Origin of the sequence: Dactylosporangium sp. NPDC000244 (assembly GCF_040300725.1) — a bacterium.
Classification (GTDB): Bacteria; Actinomycetota; Actinomycetes; order Mycobacteriales; family Micromonosporaceae; genus Dactylosporangium.
The window spans coordinates 1-17,886 of sequence record NZ_JBEPEH010000012.1 but is presented as its reverse complement, the minus strand read 5'-3'; the positions used below and the strand labels follow the sequence as shown (position 1 = coordinate 17,886).

Sequence of the window (17,886 nt, the reverse complement as noted above, 5' to 3'; positions counted from 1 at the left end):
CCCTCTGCGGCGTGTGTCACGGCCCCCTGCACGGTTTCGCCGGAGTCGGGTAGCGTCAGGCCGGTGAGCGTGGAGACCACCCAGGACGAGCTGCAGGTTTGGGTCGACCAGGACCTGTGCACCGGCGACGGGCTGTGCGTGCAGTATGCCCCGGAGGTCTTCGAGTTCGACGTCGACGGCCTGGCCTACGTCAAGGGCGCCGACGGCGAGCTGTTGCTGGCGCCCGGCAGCCGGGTCGGCGTGCCCGATCACCTGCGCCTCGAGGTGATCGACGCGGCCAAGGAGTGCCCGGGCGAGTGCATCTACGTGCGGCGCGCGGCCGACGACGCCCCCGTCGCGGGTCCCGAATCCGAGGTCTGACCTGCGGTTTTGCCCTTGGCACCGCGGAGTCGCAGGGGCCGGGCCAGCGGAGCTGGGCCCCGCCCCGAGTCGCGCGGGAGCAACGGTCCGCAGGTGACGCGGTCCGGGCCATGAATGAACGTGAATGAATGCGTTATAGCATCGGCTTGCCGACCAGCGAGCTGACCAGGCGGGCGAACTCCTCCAGGCGGGCGATCTGACCCGCGCCGCCGTCGTCGAGGGTCTTGCCGAAGCGCAGCGCGTCGTGCCGGATGACCGAACCGGCCTCCTCGGCCGCCACGTTGGCCTCGTCCAGCGACGTGAGCAGCAGATACACGTCCACGCTGTCGACCCGGTGGGTGCCGTTGGGGTTGCGGCTGATGCGCCGCCGGCAGCCGACCTCGGTCACCGCGGACAGGGCCACCACCCGCAGGGACGACGTCATCGAGCCCGGCGGCGCCTCCTCCGGCGGGATGTCCTCGCCGTGCCAGAGGATCAGCCGGTTGCCGTCGCAGACGACGACCTCCTGCCAGACCCCGTTCACGTCGTTGACGAAGCGCTCCAGGGTGAATCCGAGCACGCTCTGGCCGCGCAGGACGCCGGCCATGGCGTCGAGCGCGATGTCCGGGTCGCGCAGGTATGCCCGGGCCGCCGACTCGAGGTCTGGATACGGCGACCAGTCGGGAAAGACCGCGGGTAGGTCACTGAAGCTCGGTCGGCTCATGCCCTTCGGCCTCCTCGTCTGCCCGTGCGGCCGCGGCGGCCGCCAACCGCCGTGCCGCGTACGCCTCGGCCCCCTTGCTCGGTTTGCGCCGGCGCGGCGGCGCGGTGACGCCCGGCGCGAGCTTGCGGGCGCTGACCAGGAACGCCGTGTGCGCGATCATGCGGTGGTCCGGCCGCACGGCCAGCCCCTCCACATGCCAGTCCCGCACCAGACTTTCCCATGCACGAGGTTCGGTGTACCCACCATCCTCGCGCAAGGCCTCCACCAACTCCGACAATTGGGGTGTGGTCGCCACATAGCCGATGAACACCCCGCCGGGGATCAGCGCCCGCGACACGAGCGGCAGGATCTCCCACGGAGTGAGCATGTCCAGGATTATCCGATCAAACCCGGCATCTTCGCAGCCGGCCACGTCACCGACCCGCAGGGTCCACCCGGGCTGCGGTCCGAGGAAGGCCTCGACGTTGCGCCGGGCGATCGCCGCGAAGTCCTCGCGCATCTCGTAGGACGTCACGCTGCCCTGCGGCCCCACGGCGCGCAGGAGTGAGCAGGTCAGCGCGCCGGAGCCGGCCCCGGCCTCAAGCACGCGGGCGCCCGGGAAGATGTCGCCCATGGCCACGATCTGGGCGGCGTCCTTCGGGTAGATCACCTGGGCGCCGCGCGGCATGGACAGCACGTAGTCGCTCAGCAGCGGGCGAATGGCCAGGTAGAGGGTGCCGCCGATGCTCGCCACGCTGCCGTCGGGCGCGCCGATGAGCTCGTCGTGCGCCAGCCGCCCACGATGGGTGTGGAACTCCTTGCCCGGCTCCAGCACGATGGTGTGCATCCGGCCCTTGGGGTCGGTGAGCTGCACCCGGTCGCCGGGGACGAAGGGGCCCCTCCGGACGGCGGACGGGGTCTGGGCGGGGCTTTCCACGGTCACGTGCTGTTCCTCCGGACGGTCGGCCTGCGCGGCCTCCGGGTGGGGGCCACGAGGGAGACGAGCTCGGCGCCGCGCAGGACGCCGTGCACATCCTCCCCGGTGACCACCAGGTAGTCGCCGCCCGGGTCGTCCCTGATCGCCGTGAGCAGGTCGGCGCCCCGCAGATCGCCCGGGAGCACGTGCGCGCGGTCGATGCGCCGGGTCACGTCGCCGAGCGGCACCCAGGGCCGCCGCTCGGCCGGCACCGCCCGGGCCGAGGCGCCGTGGACGAAGCCGACGAGGCTGCCGGCCGAGTCGACGACGGCGACGACCGGCTGGCGCTCCTGGTTCTCGCCGAGGGCGGCGATCCGGTCGGCCTCCGACAGCGGGGTCGTGGCGGTGAGGGCCACCACCGGCCGGGCCAGCTCGCGGGCGCTGAACGGGGGCAGGTTGCCGACCGCCTTCGCGTGCCGGATCGCCTGGCCGGCGCCGACCCACATGGTGAGCGCGACGAGGAGGGTGAACAGGACGCCGAAGTACCCCTTGACCAGGGGCGAGTAGAGCAGGAGCACGGCCACCGCGGCGGTCGCGAGGGCCAGCAGCCGGCCGACCCAGCCGGCCACGATCCGGCCGGTGTTGGGGTCGCCGGTGAGCTTCCACACGAGCGCCTGCAGGGCCCGGCCGCCGTCCAGGGGCAGCCCGGGCAGGGCGTTGAACAGGGCGACGACGATGTTGGACAGGGCCAGCTGGAACGCGAAGGTCTCCGGGATGCCGCCGCGCGGCAGGATGGCGGCGGCACCGGCCGCGAGCAGGCCGAGCACGAGGGAGACGGCGGGGCCGGAGAGAGAGACGTACAGCTCCACGCCCGGCCGGGGCGCCTCGCGCTCCATCTCGGTGTAGCCGCCGAGCATCTCCAGCGTGATCCCCCGCACACCGATGCCGCTGTGCCGGCTGGTGACCGCGTGGCCGAGCTCGTGCAGCAGTACCGAGACCAGCAGGCAGACGACGAAGCCGAAGCCGATCGCGAGGCCGGTGGTGAGGGTGAGGCGCTCGGAGCGGGCCGAGAGGTACTGGCCATAGGTGATCGTGATCAGGGCCGCGAGCAGCAGCCAGGACGGCGCGAGGGAGATCGGCACGCCGGCGATCCGGCCCAGCGGGATTCCCGATCCGCGCTCCCGGGGCTGCGGGCGGGCAGCCGGCGACGCCGGCGCGGATGCCGTGCGGTGTTCGTCCATTGCCCCCGATGCTACGGGTTCGGCGGTTCGCGACACGTTTTCTGTCGTACCCCCCGTTTAACCTCTTGGACATGACGGTGCCCGTTACCTCCGCCCTGCCAACCCTGTCGCCGTCGCGCGCCGCGGACTTCAAGACGTGCCCCCTGCTGTACCGCTTCCGCAGCATCGACCGGCTGCCCGAGCGCCCGACCGCCGACCAGGCCCGCGGAACGCTCGTGCACGCGGTGCTGGAGGTGCTCTTCGACAGCCCGGCCGGGGACCGCACGCCCGAGCGCGCGGCCGAGCTCGCGGCGCCGCAGTGGGCCCGGCTCGTCGAGGAGGAGCCGGAGCTGGCGTCGATCTTCGCCGGCTCGCCGCTGACGCTGGACGAGTTCCTCGCCGAGGCCCGGGAGTTGCTCGGGGGGTATTTCGCGCTCGAGGACCCGAATCGGCTGGAGCCGGCCGACCGGGAGGCCTACGTCGAGGCCCAGGTGGACGACCGGCTCGTCATCCGGGGCATCATCGACCGGCTCGACGTGTCGCCGGCCGGGGACGTCCGCGTCGTCGACTACAAGACGGGCGGGGCGCCGCGGGAGGCGTTCGAGGCCCGGGCGATGTTCCAGCTCAAGTTCTATGCCCTCGTGCTGTGGCGGACCCGGGGCGTCGTGCCGCGGGTGCTGCGGCTGATGTACCTGCGGGACCGGGAGGTCTGCGACTTCGCCCCGGACTCGGACGATCTCGAGAGGTTCGAGCGGACGCTGCTGGCGCTGTGGGAGGCGATCGCGGCGGCGACGGCCGCGAAGGACTTCCGGGCCAAGCCGTCGCGGCTGTGCGGGTGGTGTGCGCATCAGGCGCTGTGCCCGGCGTACGGCGGGACTCCCCCGGCGTTTCCGGTCGGGGCTTCGGATTCGGGGTCCGTGGTGGTCGAACGGGACTGATTGCACCGCGCACGCCTGGGCGCGGGGCCGGTTGGTTGGTGGTTTGCGGCCTGGTCCGGCTTTCCTGCCGGGCTTTGGCCGGCGTGGCGGCGGGCGGCGGCGACTGCGCCGGCGTCGGAGCGGGTCCGGGGCCGTCGGAGGCCGCGGAACGTTTCCGGCTGCGGTCGAGCGCGGGATCGGCCGGCATGCTCGCCGCCGGCGATGGACTCGGCAACGCGGCCGCCGAGCGACGCCGGGCGGCCGCAGCCCGAACATCTGGACGAACGCCGCCTACTTAAAGGCTGGTAGGCGCATTGACCGCTCATGGCCGACGTCGGCGACAGCCCAGCGGCGGGCCGGGCCGAGTTGGCCGACATGCTCGCCGCCGGCGACGGCCTCGGCAACGCGGCCGCCGGGCGACGGCTCGGCCATCCGGACGACGCGGTCGACCCGACAACCTGCACGCCTCGTGACCCGCTCACAGCCGACGGCCGGACCGAATTCGCCGACGTGCTCGCCGTCGGCGATGCGACGCCGGGCGACTGGCGTCGAGCCGCGTCGGAATTATCACGAACGGGCAAGAATGACGCTTTGCTGCCTTTTTACGAGCCCATGACGGAAGTTAGCGGAATCAGCGCAATTGGCCGTCGCGGGGCGGGTCCGACTTGCGGGGATGGCGGCGGGGCGTAGCGGATGATGGCGTCTCATCCCTGAGGAGGAGCCCCCGCCAGCTGCGGCGTCTACCGTCGATTGCGTGGGTCGGGTCAGGGAGTTTCTGTGGCGTCGTGGGGATCCGTTCGCCCAGGACATCGTGCTTGCCCTCGTGCTCCTGGGGATCAGCACGCTGCTCGAATCGCTCGCGCGGCGGGCGTTCGGGGTCGTCGACCTCTCCGCGCAGCTGGTCTACGACACCATCGGGATGGTCGCCGTCGCGCTTCGGCGGCGGGCGCTCTGGGTGGCCGTCGGCTGGATCTCGCTGCACATCCTGGTGCCGTTCGCCGGGCAGATGGAGCTGGTCGACGGCGGGCTGGCGGTCATCGTCGTCACCTACACCGCCGCGGCGTACCTTCCCGTCCGCCCGGCCATGCTCGCCACCGTCGCCATGTGGGCGCCCGGGATGACGCTGGCCCTGGTGGTCGGGCGGACCGGGGCCAGCTCCTTCTATCCGGACGCCAAGATCTTCCTGATCTTCAACGCCATGAGCGCGCTCGTCTGCTTCACCGTCGGGCGGACCGTCGCCACCCGGCGGGCCTACATCGCCGCGCTCGAGGACCGGGCCCGGACCGCCGAGAACACCCAGCGGGCGCTGACCGAGAAGGCCGTCGCCGAAGAGCGGCGGCGGATCGCCCGGGAGCTGCATGACGTCGTCGCGCACCACGTCAGCGTCATGGGGGTGCTCGCCACCGGGTCCCGGCGGATGCTCTCCCGGGATCCCGGCGCCGCCGACGAGGCCCTGGCCACCATCGAGGAGACCGGGCGGACCGCGCTGCGGGAGATGCGGCGGCTGCTCAGCGTGCTGCGCACCGAGACCGAGCCCGCCGGGGAGCTGGCGCCGCAGCCGGGGCTGGCCGGCATCGAGGGGCTGGTCGAGCAGATCCGGGAGGCCGGGCTTCCGGCCGTCCTGCGCGTCGACGGGGAGCCGGGCATGCTCGATCCCGGGGTTTCGCTCACGCTGTACCGCATCGTCCAGGAAGCGCTCACCAATGCGCTCAAGCACGCCGGCGCCGCCACGGTCGAGGTTCGGCTCACGTTCACGCCCACCGAGTCCACGGTGGAGATCTGCGACACCGGGCGCGGGCCGCAGCTCGGCTCGGCCGCCGTCGGGCACGGGTTGCTCGGGATGCGGGAGCGGGTCATGTTGTACGGCGGAACGCTGCGCACCGGGCCCCGGCCCGGGGGCGGTTATCGTGTGCACGCACGGATTCCGATCGAGATTCCCGCAGAAAGGCAGTTGGCGAGTTGACTCAGGCGCGACCGATTCGGCTGTTGCTGGCCGATGATCAGCCGCTGCTGCGGACCGGGTTCCGGATGGTGCTGGGCGGGGAGGCCGACCTCGACATCGTGGCCGAGGCCGGGGACGGGGTCGAGGCCGTCGAGCTGGCCCGGCGGCTGCTGCCCGACGTGGTGCTCATGGACATCCGGATGCCCCGCATGGACGGGGTCGCGGCCACCCGGGCCATCGTGGACGCCAAGCTGCCGGTCCGGGTGCTGATCCTCACGACCTTCGACCTCGACGAGTACGTCGTCGGGGCGCTGCGGGCCGGTGCCAGCGGGTTCCTGGCCAAGGACGTTCCCGCCGACGACCTGGTCATCGCCATCCGTACCGTGGCCGCCGGCGAGGCCGTCGTCGCGCCGCGGATCCTCAAGCGGCTGCTCGACAAGTTCGCCGACGCGCTGCCCGATCCGTCCGCCGAGCCGCCGCACGACCTGCGGGTGCTCACCGATCGGGAGCGCGAGGTGCTCATCCAGCTGGCCAAGGGACTGTCCAACGCGGAGATCGCGCGGGCACTGTCCGTGAGCGAGACGACCGTCAAGACGCACGTCGGGCACGTGCTCACGAAGCTCGGCCTCCGCGATCGGGTGCAGGCCGTCGTCCTCGCGTACGAGACGGGACTGGTCCGGCCTGGGACCTGAGGTCGTTCTCGGGGACGAGGGAAGCGGGTCGGCGCGGCCCTAGCGTGAGGTGGTCAGGACAGGGGCACCACCTCACTAGGGGGACTGAGCGTGACCACGAACGTCACGACCGGCAACGGCATCGCCGCTCGCGCGGTCGACGTGTGGAAGGTGTACGGCAGCGGCGAGGCTCAGGTCATCGCGCTGCACGGGGTGAGCGTCGAGCTCGAGCGCGGGCACTTCACCGCGATCATGGGGCCGTCGGGCTCGGGCAAGTCGACGCTGATGCACACGCTCGCGGGGCTGGACTCGGTCACGCGCGGGGACATCCTCATCGGCGACACCCGGCTCACCGGGATGTCGGACAAGGCGCTCACCGACCTGCGCCGGACGAAGGTCGGGTTCATCTTCCAGCAGTTCAACCTGCTGCCGACGCTGACCGCGGAGGAGAACATCCTCCTGCCGCTGTCGATCGCGGGGCGCAAGCCGGACAGCGCGTGGTACGACACCGTCATCAAGACGGTCGGGCTCTCCGACCGCCTCGGGCACCGGCCCAGCCAGCTCTCCGGCGGCCAGCAGCAGCGCGTCGCCTGCGCCCGGGCCCTGGTGTCGCGGCCCGAGGTCATCTTCGCCGACGAGCCCACCGGCAACCTCGACTCGCGCTCGGGCGCCGAGGTGCTGGCGTTCCTGCGCAACTCCGTGCGCGAGTACGGCCAGACGATCGTCATGGTGACCCACGACCCGAACGCGGCCTCCTACGCCGACCGGGTCATCTTCCTCGCCGACGGCCGGATCGTCGACGAGCTGCGGGAACCCACCGCCGAGGCGGTCCTCGACAAGCTCAAGGGCCTCGACACCGCGCCGGGCCGCCTGGCCGACGAGGTGGCCTGACGCCATGCTGAAGGCGACCCTCAAGAGCCTGCTGGCGCGCAAGCTGCGGCTGACGCTGTCGACCCTCGCGGTCGTGCTGTCGGTCATGTTCGTGTCCGGCTCGCTCGTGCTCACCGACACGCTCGGGCGCACGTTCGACAACCTCTTCGCCAACATCTACACGTACACCGACGTGCAGGTCTCGGCGAAGGCCGCGGTCCAGCAGCAGGGCGGCGGCGACCCGAGCACCCCGTTCCCGGCCTCGACCGTCGAGAAGGTCGCGGCCATGCCCGGCGTGGCCAAGGCGACCGGCGGGGTGTTCCTCAACGGCGCGACCCCGATCGGCAAGAACGGCAAGGTCGTGGTCAACCAGACCGGCCAGCAGTTCGGCGGGAACTGGAGCGGCGAGGACGACCTGGTGCACCTCTACCAGGGCCGCGCCCCGTCGGCCGGCAACGAGATCGTCGTCAACAACGGGCTGGCCGTCACGGCGAAGATCAAGCTCGGCGACTCGATGGACGTCATCACCCGCGACCAGAAGCGGGCCACCTACACCGTCGTGGGGCTGATGCAGTACGCCGGCGGGCGGGACTCGATGGCCGGCGAGAGCGCGGTCTTCTTCACCACCGCGAAGGCCCAGGAGTCGATGCTCGGCGCGCCCGGGCAGTTCAACGCCATCGACGTCAGGGCCGCGGCCGGGGTCAGCGACGAGCAGCTGCGCGACACCGTCAAGGCCGGGCTCGGCGACCAGTTCGTGGTGCAGACCGGCAAGGAGCTCTCCGAGGAGAGCAGCAAGGGCATCAAGGACATCCTGAAGTACTTCAACTACGTCCTGCTCGGCTTCGGCGCCGTGGCGCTGCTCGTGGGCGTGTTCCTGATCCTCAACACGTTCTCGATCATCGTCGCCCAGCGCACCCAGGAGCTGGCGCTGCTGCGGGCGATGGGCGCGGCCCGGGGCCAGATCCTGCGCTCGGTGCTGCTCGAGGCCGTCATCATCGGCGTGGTCGGCTCGATCTTCGGCTTCCTGGTCGGCCTCGGCCTCGGGGCCGGCGGCGCCCAGCTGTTCGTCGGGCTCGCCGACGGCGCCCAGGTCGCCAGCCTCGGCTTCCCGATCTCGGCGATCGTCGCCTCGTTCGTGATCGGCATCGGCGTGACCATCGTCGCGGCCCTGATGCCGGCGCTGAAGGCGGCCCGGATCGCCCCGATCGCGGCGATGCGCGAGTCGGCCACCCCCGACCGCCCGCTGACCAGGCTCACCGTCTCCGGCGCGATCGTCACCGCGCTGTCGGCCGGGGCGCTGATCTGGGGCCTGGCCGGGGCCGGCGGGGCCACCCTGGCGCTGGTCTTCGGCGGGGTGCTCGGCGTGCTCATCGGCGTGGCGCTGCTGACCCCGATCATCTCCAGGCCGCTCGTCGCCGCGCTCGGCGCGGCCGTGTCCTGGTCGGTGCCGGGCAAGCTCGGGCGGCGCAACTCCTCGCGCAACCCGCGCCGCACCGCGATCACGGCCGGCGCGGTGATGATCGGCATCGCGATCGTGACGGCGATCAGCACCATCTTCACCTCGCTGTCCACGGCGCTCGGCGACACCATCGACAAGGACCTCGCCGCCGACGTCGTCGTGCTCGGCATGCAGACCAACGAGATCCCGCCGGTCCTCACCGACGAGCAGTACCAGGGGATCCAGCGGCTGCCGGACGTGCGGACCGTCGCCGGGTTCACCCTCGACGCCGTCGACGTCGACGGCGAGCAGCAGTACGTGGCCTCCTACCTCGACCCGGCCGCGGCCGGCACCGTGCTCAAGATCAAGGCGGAGGAGGGGCGCACCGACCGCCTCGGCCCCGGCGAGTTCATGGTGGACCGCAAGACGGCGGACGCGCGCAAGCTCAAGCTCGGCTCGACGGTCGAGATGACGTTCGCGAAGGGCCAGCGCAAGACGATGACGCTCGTCGGCATCACGGCGCCGTCGAACGTGGCCGGCGGCATCGTGGTCGACTATGCCGACGCGAAGGCGGGCTTCGCCTTCCCGCAGGCGTGGCGGGCGTTCATCTCGATCAAGGACGGCGCGTCCGTCGCCGCGGTCAAGGACGCCGTCGACGCCGTGGTCAAGGACAACCCGCAGGTGCAGGCGTACACCAAGGACGAGTACATCAGCACCAACCAGCAGGGCTTCACCTTCGCCCTGGTCATCGTCCAGGTGCTGCTGCTCATCGCCCTGGCCATCTCGGTGCTCGGCGTCATCAACACGCTGCTGCTGTCCGTGATCGAGCGCACCCGGGAGCTGGGCCTGCTGCGGGCCGTCGGGCTGCGGCGCGGGCAGACCTGGCAGATGGTGACGACCGAGTCGATCGTCATCACCGTCTTCGGCACGGTGCTGGGCCTGGCCGTCGGGGCGGCCCTGGGGGCGGCTATCGTGACGGCCCTCAAGGACGTGCTCGGGTTCGGAGCGGTGACCCTGCCGTGGGGGCTCATGGTGGTGTACTGCATCGCCTCGATCGTCGTCGGCGGCATCGCCGGTCTCATCCCGTCGATCCGGGCCGTGCGCCTGAACGTCCTGGGTGCGATCGCGTACGAGTAGATCCTGCTCCTGGCGCGTGTCTGAGAAAGCTGTGCGGTCCCGGGTCAGGGTCAACCCCGACCCGGGATCCGGGCTGCTCCCCCACTCGAATATCCGTGGCGGCGTCTACCCGCAGGCGGACGCTTTCCCCTCCGGCCGCCGAGACGATATGGGCACACCATTCACCAGGGGGAATCATGACTGCATCGGTTGCGACGCGCACCGAGGTGGCCGCGCGGGCGGTCGACGTCTGGAAGGTCTACGGCTCCGGCGAGGCTCAGGTCAACGCCCTCGCCGGCGTGTCCGTGGAGCTGGAGAAGGGCCGGTTCACCGCCATCATGGGCCCGTCGGGCTCGGGCAAGTCGACGCTCATGCACTGCCTCGCCGGCCTCGACGCCGTGACGCGGGGGCAGGTGTACGTCGGCGACACGAAGATCACCGACCTGTCGGACCGCGGGCTCACGAACCTGCGCCGCAACAAGGTCGGCTTCATCTTCCAGCAGTTCAACCTGCTGCCGACGCTGACCGCCGAGGAGAACATCCTGCTGCCGCTGTCGATCGGCGGGCGGAAGGCCGATCCGGCCTGGTACAACACCGTCATCGACACGGTCGGCCTGCGCGACCGGCTCTCGCACCGCCCGAGCCAGCTCTCCGGCGGCCAGCAGCAGCGCGTCGCCTGCGCCCGGGCCCTGGTGTCGCGGCCCGAGGTCATCTTCGCCGACGAGCCCACCGGCAACCTCGACTCGCGCTCGGGCGCCGAGGTGCTGGCGTTCCTGCGCAACTCGGTCCGCGACTTCGGCCAGACGATCGTGATGGTCACGCACGACCCGAACGCGGCCTCCTACGCCGACCGCGTCGTCTTCCTCGCCGACGGCCACATCGTCGACGAGCTGCACGCGCCGACCGCCGACGCCGTCCTCGACCGGCTCAAGCGCCTGGACAAGGTGGCCTGACCCTCATGCTGAAGGCCACCATCAAGAGCCTGCTGTCGCGCAAGCTGCGGCTCGTGCTCTCCGGGCTCGCGGTCGTGCTCGGGGTCATGTTCGTGTCGGGCGCGTTCGTGCTCACCGACACCCTCGGCCGCTCGTTCGACAGCCTCTTCGCGTCGGTGTACTCCGGCACCGACGTGCAGGTCAGCAAGAAGGCCACGCTGGCCGGCGGCGGCTTCGACGGGCCCGAGCAGGCCGCCACGGGGATGCCGGCCGACCTCGTCGACAAGATCAAGTCTGTGCCGGGCGTCGCCGGGGTGACCCCGCAGGCCGCCGCCGACGGGGCCCGGGTGATCGGCAAGAACGGCAAGGTCGTCACCACGTTCGGCCCGCCCCGCCTGGGCGAGAACTGGACGGGCGAGTCGGACCTGCTCAAGCTGCGGCAGGGGCGGGCACCGAGCGCCGACGACGAGATCGTCGTCAACGCGGAGCTGGCCAAGGCCGCCGGGATCAAGGTCGGCGACGACGTCGGGGTGCTCACCCTGCAGCCGAAGAAGACCTTCAAGCTCGTGGGCATCTTCGGGTACAGCGGCGACCGCGACTCCATCGGCGGCTCGCTCGAGGTCATGTTCACCACGCCGGTCGCCCAGGAGCTGATGCTGGGCCAGAAGGGGGTGTTCAGCAGCGTCGACGTCAAGGCGGAGCCGGGCGTCACCCACGAGGCGCTGCGTGACCGGGTCGCCGCCGCGCTCGGCGACGGCTACCAGGTCAAGACCGGCAAGGAGCTGCAGGACGCGACGACCAAGGACTTCAAGGCGGGCCTCGGCTTCTTCAACAACATCCTGATCGGCTTCGCCGGGGTGGCCCTGTTCGTCGGTACCTTCCTGATCCTCAACACCTTCTCGATCATCGTCGCGCAGCGCACCCGGGAGCTGGCCCTCATGCGGGCCCTCGGCGGCAGCCGCGCCCAGACGCTCGGCTCGGTGCTCACCGAGGCGGTCGCCATCGGGCTGCTCGCGTCGGTGCTCGGGCTCGCGGCCGGCATCGGGGTCGGGGTGCTGCTGGCCTGGCTCTTCGGCAACCTCACCGGCGTCGCGCTGGCCTCGGTGGGCGTGCCCGCCGCCGCGGTCATCAGCGCCTTCGTGGTCGGACTGGTCGTGACGGTGGTGGCGGCGGTACTGCCGGCCCTGCGCGCCAGCCGCATCCCGCCGATCGCCGCCCTGCAGGAGGTGGCCACGCCCGACCGGCCGCTGACGAAGCTCACGGTCAGCGGCGCGCTCGTCGGCGCGGCCGGCGGCACGCTGCTCGGGCTCGGCCTGGCCGGCAAGGGCAGCGGCAACACGACGCTGTGGCTGATCCTCGGCGGCGTGCTCGTGACCTTCATCGGCGTCGCGCTGCTCACCCCGCTGCTGGCCCGCCCGGTCGTCGGCCTGCTCGGCCGGCTGTTCTCGTGGTCGGTGCCGGGCAAGCTGGGCCGGCTCAACTCGGGCCGCAACCCGCGCCGCACGGCGATCACCGCGGCCGCGCTCATGGTCGGCCTCGCGCTCATCACCGGCGTGAACGTCGTCCTCGCCTCGGCCAAGTCGAGCCTGAACCAGCAGGCCCAGAAGGACGTCACCGTCGACCTCATCATCTCCGGCGACGGCGACCAGAACGGGCCGGCGACGTTCGACCCGGCCGTGATGGACTCGGCCGCCCGGATCCCGGGGGTGTCGAGCGCGGCGGCGGAGTACTGGGAGTACGGGCAGGTCGGCGACGACCGCGCCAGCGTCTCCGCGGTGCCGGACGTGGTCGCGTGGGCGGGCATGTTCAAGCTCGCCGCGCAGCAGGGCACGCTCGCGTTCACGGGCAAGAACCAGGCGATCCTCGACCCGGACACGGCGAAGCGCCGCGGGCTGGCGGTCGGGCAGAGCGTGGACATGCGCTTCACCCGCGGCGAGGTGCACCACGTGACGATCGTGGGCATCTACGCCAAGAGCAACGTGGCCGGCGGGATCATCGTGTCGCCCGACGTCATCCCCGACTTCCGGGTGCAGCAGCCGTCGTGGGGATACCTGAAGGTCGCGCCGGGCACCGCCGTCGCGGACGTCCAGCGGCAGGTCGACACGCTGCTCAAGGACAACCCGGAGGTGTCGGTGGCCAACCGCGCCGAGTACGTGGCGGCGCAGTCGGCCCAGTTCGACCAGCTGCTCACGATGATCCAGGTGCTGCTGGCGCTGGCGATCCTCATCGCGGTCCTCGGCATCGTCAACACCCTGGCGCTGTCGGTGCTGGAGCGGACCCGGGAGCTGGGCCTGCTGCGGGCGATCGGCATGCGCCGGGCGCAGACGATGCGGATGGTCACCGTGGAGGCCGTCGTGATCTCGGTCTTCGGCGCGCTGCTCGGCCTGGGCGTGGGCGTCGGGCTCGGCTCGGCGGTGGTGCGGGCGCTCAAGAACGAGGGCTTCACGCAGATGGCGTTCCCGTGGACGCAAATGGGGACGTACCTGGTGCTGGCCGCGCTGATCGGCGTCGTGGCCGCGGTGCTGCCCTCGATCCGGGCCGCCCGGGTCAACGTCCTGCAGGCGATCGCGCACGACTGAGCTTGTCTCATCGGGGGTGGACGCCCGCGGCCTCGGGGCCGCGGGCGTCTTGCCGTCAGGCGACGAGCTTGCGCAGATAGTCGACGTCGACGTCCCGCAGCGAGCCGATGAGCGTGACGCCTTCGGGGTCGAGATCCACCTCGCACGGTACCGCCAGCACGGCACACCCGGCCGCCCGCGCGCTCTTGATCCCGTTGGGCGAGTCCTCGACCGCGACGCAGTTGGCGGCCTCGGCCCCGACCAGCGCGGCGGCGGTCAGGTAGGGCATCGGGTGCGGCTTCGTCTCGTCCACCTCGTCCCCGGCCACGACGGCGTCGAAGTGCTCGGCCCCGATGGTGAGCAGCGCCACATCGACGAGGTGCCGGTGGGTGGCCGTGACCAGGGCCAGCGGTACGCCGGCCGCCTTGAGCGCGCCGAGCAGCTCCTTCGCGCCCGGCCGCCACGGCACTCCCAGCCGCAGCAGCTCCTTCACCCGCTCCTCGAGCCAGACGACGGACTCGTCCATGGCCTCGCGGGTGGCGGGCAGGCCGAGGTCGTCGTGGAGGATGCGCATGGACTCGGCCATGTTCGTGCCGACCATGTCGCGCCGGGCCTGGGCGGACAGGGGGCGGCCGTGGTGGGCGGCCAGTTCCGTGAGGCCTACCTCCCAGATCTTCTCGCTGTCCACGAGGGTTCCGTCCATGTCGAAGAGCACCGCCTGCATCGCCACGGTTCCGGATCCTGCCTCGGCCGGGTTACGGGCCACGGGGCGACCGGGTGTTCCGTGCGCAAACTCACGGAGACGTCGCTGATGATCACGCGCTGCCTGCTGTCCGCGGTCCCGGTTCCGATATTGCACCATTTGCGCAGAGGCGTGGTCCGGAATCACGATTTCGGTCGCATTCTGGGACAATTGTCGGCGTGGCGCAGATGCAGTTGTTCAGCTCGCGGGAATTGGCCGCCATGCGGGACCGGACGAAGGCCCGGAATTGCTGGCCGGGGAAGGATGAATTCCGCCAGGAAGCGCGGCGGCGGCGCGGCTGGGGGCTGGTGAGGCGGCACGCGGAGAAGCTGCGGCGCATCCACGAACCCACAGAAGCCGCCCCGGCAAAACCATCGGCCGATCCCGTCTCAAATGCCGAACGCCACACTGAAGTGATCTCAGCAAGAATTGCTGAGGTAGCGGTGCTCGAAGTGGGTGAGGACGAGTGCTGCCCTGACGAATTCGCTGATTCTGGTTTGGGCCGGCGGTGATGTGTTGCAGGGCGTGCCAGCGTTGGGTCAGCAGGGCGAAGCCGCGTTCGCCTCGGCAGCGCATCGCTCGTAGGAGCGTGTTGTAGGTCCGGTTGTCAGTGGCCAGGGGCTGCCGTCGGCGGGTTGCTTGTACGGGGTGTGTACACCTTGACCTGCGCCTTCGTATCCGGAGTCGGCGAGGGTCGGCAGGTTCAGCTGTGACGCCGCCCAGTACAGGGCGCCGAGCACGTCGTGTTCGTGGGCGACGGTGAGGTCGTGCCGGTGGCCGGGTGAGACCGGTGCGGTCCAGATCGGCAGCCCGTCCGGGCGCATGATCGCTTGGATGTTGCCGCCGAAGTTCCGGTGCTTCCCGGAGTATCAGACGTCGATGGTGTTGCCTTTGACGCTGGTGGTCGTGCCGGCGCAGCGATCGGTGGTGAAGACCTTGCCATCGAGGAGGACGTGGGACCATCCCTCGTCCGTGGAGTCCTCACCGTAGAGCGGCGCTTGTGGTGAGACCTCTCTATCGAGGACTCCACGTCCCCGACCCAACTGTCCAAACAGGACAGAAATGTGCGTGTCGTCCCAATCGATGTACCTACGCTGCTGAGATCACCTCAGTACTGGATCTTGTGCTGGATGAACCTTCGTGGCGTGGCGGTCGTTCTAGGGAGCGTCCGGGGGTGGCAACCGCCCCGAGCGGTCGTGTCGATGCCCCCGGCGCGGATCGCGCAGTGTTCGAGTAGGGAGTTGAGCCACGTGCGGAGATGGCTGGACATGGTCACTCGTCGAAGGACGATCCCGACCACGGTACGCAAGCAGATGGTGGGCCATGACACCGATCAGGCGCCGGCGCGGCCGGCAAGCATCGGCCTCGTGCGCCGGCTCGTCGCGGCCGCGCTGGTCGGTGTAGCGCTCGCGGCGACGGCAGCGGTCGTGCAGGTGGGCGAAGCATCCGCCGCGCCGTACGAAGGGGTCGTCAGACACTTCAAAAACAAGGCGACGGGCAGGTGCATGATGGGGGGCGACGCCGCGATCTATGACGCGACATGCGACCCCAACGAGCTCCGCCAGAAGTGGGAGCGGGTGTACATCAAGACGGATGGCATGCACATTGTGGCCCTCAAGAACGTCAAGACGGGTCTGTGCATTTCCGACACCGGACCCAATCCCCCCGGCCCGGACTTCGGCATGCTCGACTGCTACTTGGCCCGGAAGTGGCAACAATGGAAGGCGTGGGGCAACAATTGGGGCGATGTAATTCTCGAGTCGTACTACTCGACGAGAGACTCTCCGGGAAACCAGTTTTGCATAGATGGTGGGAACCGTGTTTACCTGAATAGGTGCAACGGTAACAATCTTTACCATCACTGGAGTTACACGAACGTCTAGCTATTTCGGCATGAATCGATGTGACGCCCTGGTCTCCGGCTGCATGCCGGGGCCAGGGCCTTTTCGAGCCACCCCCGTTTTCATGGAGCTTCTTGATCATGGCCCGATGGCCGTGGGGAGGAAGCTCCGTGACAGCACCGAAGAAGTACCCCGACGATCCCGATCGGAGCCTCCACCGAGCCCAGGGCGCTTCATGCGTGAACCGTCGTGGTGTGGCGCCCGTTCTTGGGGGGCGTCCGTTTCTAGGGGCGTCCGATAGTGGCCGCCGTGTTGGCGGTCGTGTCGATGCCTCGAGGCGCAGGTTGCGCAGTGTTCGAGTAGGGAGTTGAGCCACGTGCAGAGCTGGCTGGATTTGGTCGTTCGTCGAAGGAAGAGCCCGGCCGTGGTGCGCGAGCAGAAGGTAGGCCGTGACGTCAGTCAGGCGTCAGGGCGGCGGGCAGGTATCGGCCGTATGCGCCGCCTCGGCACGGCCGCGCTGGTCGGTGTTGCGCTTGCCGCGACGGCAGCGGTTGTGCAGGCGGGTCCGGCATCCGCCGAGTACCAGGGCGTCAAGTGGTTCAAGAACAAGGCGACGGGCAGGTGCCTGGAGGCAGGCAACGTCGCGATCTACGACGGCGAGTGCGGACGTGACAGCCGCTACCAGATGTGGGAGCCGATTTACATCAAGAAGGACGGCAACCACATTGTCGCCCTCGCGAACCACGCGTCGCGTCTGTGCATCATCTATCTGGAGGGTTCCTTCAGAATGGAATCCTGCAAAAACCTGACCGCCGACAAGGCGGCGAGCTGGGTATCGTGGAAGGCGATGGGTGCGAGCTGGGCCGATGTCGTTCTCCAGTCGTACTGGACAACGAAGAACGACCCGGGAAACAAGCTCTGCCTGGATGGCAATCACCGCGTCGAGATGAAATCGTGTAACACCAACAGTGCCTACCAGCACTGGAGTTTCATTAAGGTCTGACGTTCTGCGCCGAATTGGACGGCAACATCGGGCAATTGATCCGAGGATCTCCGGCGCTTCGATCCAGTCGAACGGGCGCGGGTGGCTGCTCCAACCGGCGACCCGCGCCCAAAACTCCGGCCAACACGGCCGAACCTCCTGCGGTGGTCCTCGATCGCATCAACCAGGGTTGTCGCCGGGTTCCCGTCAGGGCGATTGCGTGGTCGAGAGACGGGGCGCTGAACAGGGATTCGCACGGTGAGGAGACGCTACCGAGGCCGAAGAAGCGGGTGAGGCGCGAATCGGTGATCATGGAGTTCTCGACGCCCCGTGACCCTGCAAGGACCTCACCCGCAAATCAACGTTGTTGGCCGCTGCCCAGTCCCCGACGGAGGTATCCGTTCTGGTGGTCAGATGCGGGCTGCAGTTATCGCAACGGTCGCCATCCGCGCGTTCGGCGGATACAGCGAGCGCAGGTAGCGGCAGTACTGTCATACCATTCGAGCAATCGGATCAACCCGCCGAGGAAAGCCGCGCACGCGCCTGCTCCGAATCCCGCCCGACCCAGCAATCCTGCGGGCCGAGGCCATTGCATCACACCAGCCATAAGGCACGATCCGGAAGCGGCCGGGACACTATTGTCAGGGCGCGGCGAGTTCGGCCCGAGCCGGCCGCGCCGCTGCCCGAGCCCGGCCGCGC

The 17,886-nt window shown here is 70.1% G+C and carries 16 protein-coding genes and 1 pseudogene; 12 read left to right on the top strand and 5 right to left on the bottom strand.

The genetic code is table 11. From position 1 onward, the window contains the following. Positions 1 to 69 precede the first annotated feature (69 nt). A complete protein-coding gene (locus ABT369_RS18280; protein WP_350613676.1) occupies positions 70 to 360 on the top strand; it encodes a ferredoxin in 291 nt (96 codons plus the stop codon). Positions 361 to 493: 133 nt separating this feature from the next. On the opposite strand, the gene ABT369_RS18275 is transcribed toward ABT369_RS18280, so the two are convergent. The 3 genes from ABT369_RS18275 to ABT369_RS18265 are packed head-to-tail and all read right to left on the bottom strand — an operon-like array spanning position 494 to position 3,199. Beyond that, positions 494 to 1,063 (bottom strand): hypothetical protein, encoded by a 570-nt coding sequence (locus tag ABT369_RS18275; RefSeq protein WP_223094089.1) that lies wholly within the window; start codon positions 1,061 to 1,063, stop codon positions 494 to 496. Then, entirely contained in the window at positions 1,041 to 1,985 is a 945-nt protein-coding gene (locus tag ABT369_RS18270; protein ID WP_350613318.1) for a tRNA (adenine-N1)-methyltransferase, read from the bottom strand. The genes ABT369_RS18275 and ABT369_RS18270 overlap by 23 nt, the downstream gene beginning before the upstream one ends. Then, positions 1,982 to 3,199 (bottom strand): site-2 protease family protein, encoded by a 1,218-nt coding sequence (locus ABT369_RS18265; RefSeq protein WP_350613316.1) that lies wholly within the window; start codon positions 3,197 to 3,199, stop codon positions 1,982 to 1,984. The genes ABT369_RS18270 and ABT369_RS18265 overlap by 4 nt, the downstream gene beginning before the upstream one ends. Before the next feature lie 71 nt (positions 3,200 to 3,270). On the opposite strand from ABT369_RS18265, the gene ABT369_RS18260 reads away from it, so the two are divergent. From ABT369_RS18260 to ABT369_RS18225, 8 genes are all read left to right on the top strand, one after another. Next, entirely contained in the window at positions 3,271 to 4,116 is an 846-nt protein-coding gene (locus ABT369_RS18260) for a RecB family exonuclease (protein ID WP_350613314.1), read from the top strand. 303 nt (positions 4,117 to 4,419) lie between these two features. Next, complete coding sequence (locus tag ABT369_RS18255; RefSeq protein WP_350613312.1) at positions 4,420 to 4,785, top strand: hypothetical protein; 366 nt, start codon at positions 4,420 to 4,422, stop codon at positions 4,783 to 4,785. Between the two features lie 64 nt (positions 4,786 to 4,849). Further along, a complete protein-coding gene (locus ABT369_RS18250) occupies positions 4,850 to 6,058 on the top strand; it encodes a sensor histidine kinase (RefSeq protein WP_350613310.1) in 1,209 nt (402 codons plus the stop codon). Next, positions 6,055 to 6,729 (top strand): response regulator, encoded by a 675-nt coding sequence (locus ABT369_RS18245; RefSeq protein WP_350613308.1) that lies wholly within the window; start codon positions 6,055 to 6,057, stop codon positions 6,727 to 6,729. The genes ABT369_RS18250 and ABT369_RS18245 overlap by 4 nt, the downstream gene beginning before the upstream one ends. Before the next feature lie 90 nt (positions 6,730 to 6,819). Beyond that, positions 6,820 to 7,599, top strand: a complete 780-nt coding sequence (locus ABT369_RS18240) for an ABC transporter ATP-binding protein (RefSeq protein WP_350613306.1) — start codon at positions 6,820 to 6,822, stop codon at positions 7,597 to 7,599. Positions 7,600 to 7,603: 4 nt separating this feature from the next. Continuing rightward, positions 7,604 to 10,153, top strand: coding sequence for an ABC transporter permease (locus ABT369_RS18235; RefSeq protein WP_350613304.1), 2,550 nt, complete (start codon positions 7,604 to 7,606; stop codon positions 10,151 to 10,153). Positions 10,154 to 10,329: 176 nt separating this feature from the next. Further along, positions 10,330 to 11,085 carry an ABC transporter ATP-binding protein gene (locus ABT369_RS18230; RefSeq protein WP_350613302.1) on the top strand — a complete coding sequence of 252 codons (756 nt, stop codon included), beginning with the start codon at positions 10,330 to 10,332 and terminating at the stop codon, positions 11,083 to 11,085. A 5-nt stretch (positions 11,086 to 11,090) separates the two neighbouring features. Next, entirely contained in the window at positions 11,091 to 13,643 is a 2,553-nt protein-coding gene (locus ABT369_RS18225; RefSeq protein WP_350613300.1) for an ABC transporter permease, read from the top strand. 55 nt (positions 13,644 to 13,698) lie between these two features. Here the strand turns inward: ABT369_RS18225 and ABT369_RS18220 are convergent, their stop codons facing one another. After that, complete coding sequence (locus tag ABT369_RS18220; protein ID WP_350613675.1) at positions 13,699 to 14,337, bottom strand: HAD family hydrolase; 639 nt, start codon at positions 14,335 to 14,337, stop codon at positions 13,699 to 13,701. Between the two features lie 206 nt (positions 14,338 to 14,543). On the opposite strand from ABT369_RS18220, the gene ABT369_RS18215 reads away from it, so the two are divergent. After that, entirely contained in the window at positions 14,544 to 14,876 is a 333-nt protein-coding gene (locus ABT369_RS18215; RefSeq protein WP_350613298.1) for a hypothetical protein, read from the top strand. Positions 14,877 to 14,903: 27 nt separating this feature from the next. On the opposite strand, the pseudogene ABT369_RS18210 reads toward ABT369_RS18215, so the two are convergent. After that, positions 14,904 to 15,221 (bottom strand): annotated as a pseudogene (locus ABT369_RS18210) (transposase family protein); the annotation flags it as partial. A 393-nt stretch (positions 15,222 to 15,614) separates the two neighbouring features. Between ABT369_RS18210 and ABT369_RS18205 the strand changes: the two are divergent. Continuing rightward, the gene (locus ABT369_RS18205) at positions 15,615 to 16,247 is read left to right on the top strand and encodes an RICIN domain-containing protein (protein WP_350613294.1); all 633 of its coding nucleotides are present in this window, start codon (positions 15,615 to 15,617) and stop codon (positions 16,245 to 16,247) included. Between the two features lie 334 nt (positions 16,248 to 16,581). Further along, positions 16,582 to 17,208, top strand: coding sequence for a ricin-type beta-trefoil lectin domain protein (locus tag ABT369_RS18200; protein ID WP_350613292.1), 627 nt, complete (start codon positions 16,582 to 16,584; stop codon positions 17,206 to 17,208). The last annotated feature ends 678 nt before the right edge of the window (positions 17,209 to 17,886 follow it).

What these genes read in the sequence shown, in the direction of transcription:
- ABT369_RS18275 (WP_223094089.1), bottom strand. Translation starts at nt 1,063, where the DNA reads ATGAGCCGACCGAGCTTCAGTGACCTACCCGCGGTCTTTCCCGACTGG.
- ABT369_RS18265 (WP_350613316.1), bottom strand. Translation starts at nt 3,199, where the DNA reads ATGGACGAACACCGCACGGCATCCGCGCCGGCGTCGCCGGCTGCCCGC.
- ABT369_RS18260 (WP_350613314.1), top strand. Translation starts at nt 3,271, where the DNA reads ATGACGGTGCCCGTTACCTCCGCCCTGCCAACCCTGTCGCCGTCGCGC.
- ABT369_RS18255 (WP_350613312.1), top strand. Translation starts at nt 4,420, where the DNA reads ATGGCCGACGTCGGCGACAGCCCAGCGGCGGGCCGGGCCGAGTTGGCC.
- ABT369_RS18235 (WP_350613304.1), top strand. Translation starts at nt 7,604, where the DNA reads ATGCTGAAGGCGACCCTCAAGAGCCTGCTGGCGCGCAAGCTGCGGCTG.
- ABT369_RS18230 (WP_350613302.1), top strand. Translation starts at nt 10,330, where the DNA reads ATGACTGCATCGGTTGCGACGCGCACCGAGGTGGCCGCGCGGGCGGTC.
- ABT369_RS18225 (WP_350613300.1), top strand. Translation starts at nt 11,091, where the DNA reads ATGCTGAAGGCCACCATCAAGAGCCTGCTGTCGCGCAAGCTGCGGCTC.